This is a genomic window from Mesorhizobium sp. M4A.F.Ca.ET.020.02.1.1 (assembly GCF_004022645.1).
Lineage (GTDB): Bacteria > Pseudomonadota > Alphaproteobacteria > Rhizobiales > Rhizobiaceae > Mesorhizobium.
On sequence record NZ_RZOI01001070.1, the window covers coordinates 1 to 1,464 of the forward strand.

General features: G+C 67.5%; 1 protein-coding gene. It reads right to left on the reverse strand.

The window, feature by feature from the left end; translation table 11 throughout:
• A partial coding sequence (locus EN742_RS34885; protein WP_245492479.1) for a DNA polymerase occupies positions 1-1,464 on the reverse strand: 1,464 nt, incomplete at both ends.

Sequence of the window (1,464 nt, forward strand, 5' to 3'; positions counted from 1 at the left end):
TTGTGGCCCTTTTCGGCAATGAAGGCGGTCCTGATCTTGCGCCCCTCGGCGGTACGCACCGGGATGTTCTGCAGATTGGGGTCGGAGGACGAGAGACGTCCAGTTGTCGTCGCCGCCAGCGCATAGGAGGTGTGGACGCGCTTCGTGTCGGGGTGGATGAAGCCAGGCAGCGCGTCGGTATAGGTCGATTTCAGTTTGGTGAGCTGGCGCCAGTCAACGATCTTGCGCGGCAGTTCATGGCCTTCGGCGGCAAGGTCCTCCAGGAGCTGCGCCGATGTCGACCATTGGCCGGTCTTGGTCTTGGAGCCGCCCGGCAGGCCCATCTTGCCGAACAAAATGTCGCCGAGCTGTTTCGGCGAGCCGATGTTGATGCGCTCGCCGACGATGCCGTAGATCTCCTCCTCAACGCGGGCGGCACCCTGCGCCAGCTCGCCCGACAGCCGGGAGAGGATCTGTCGGTCGACGGAGATGCCGCGCTGCTCCATCCGCGCCAGCACCGGCACCAGCGGCCGTTCCAGCCGCTCATAGACGGAAACGAGGCCCTTGGCGGCAAGCCTGGGCTTCAGCACCTGCCAGAGCCTCAGCGTGATATCGGCCTGCCCGGCGGCGTAGGCGGTCGCGCGCTCGATATCGACTTGATCGAAGCCGACGGCGCTTTTCCCCGATCCGGCAAGCTCCTTCTTGGAGGCCGGGGCGTGGCCCAGCCATTTTTCCGAGAGGCCGGCCAGGTCGTGGCCGCCGGACGTGCCGGCATCAAGCACATAGGAGATCAGCATCGTGTCGTCGAATGGGCCGATCTCGATGCCGTGGCGGCTCATCACGACGATGTCGTATTTCAGGTCCTGCACGATCTTGAGAACGGACCTGTCCTGCAAGAGAGGCTTCAGCAGCGCCAATGCCTCGCGGACGGGGATCTGGTTCTCCAGCATGCCGCCGCCCAGCAAGTCGCCGGTGCCGCTCTTGTGGACGAGCGGCAGATAGGCGGCGCGGCCGGGCGCGACCGCCATGGACAGGCCGATCAACTCGGCCTGCATCGGGTCGGGCGAGCTGGCCTCGGTGTCGAAGGCGAGGACACCGGCTTCCCGTGCCTCGGCGATCCAGGCCGTCAGCGCCGCCGCATCGCGAATGGCGACATAGGCCGACGTGTCGATCTTGCGCGCCGCCGCCTGTTCCAGGCGAAGCGCCGAGAGCAGGGAAGGGGTGTCGCCCTGCGGCGGCGCGTCTTCTGCCCGGATGGCCGGCGCTGGCTTGTCGGCGTCGTTGCCGGCGGGCGTGGACCGTGCTGCCGGCGGCGCGCCGGCTCCGACATCGGGTCCGTGCGCGGTATCGGCGCGCTCGATGGTGACGGCGGCGGCCTGGACGTCGCCGATCTCGGTTCCGGTCGCTTCGGCGACGCGGCGGGTCAGCGTGGTGAATTCCATGGTTTTGAGGAAGCCGATCAGCTTCGGCCCGTCCGGCGCGTGC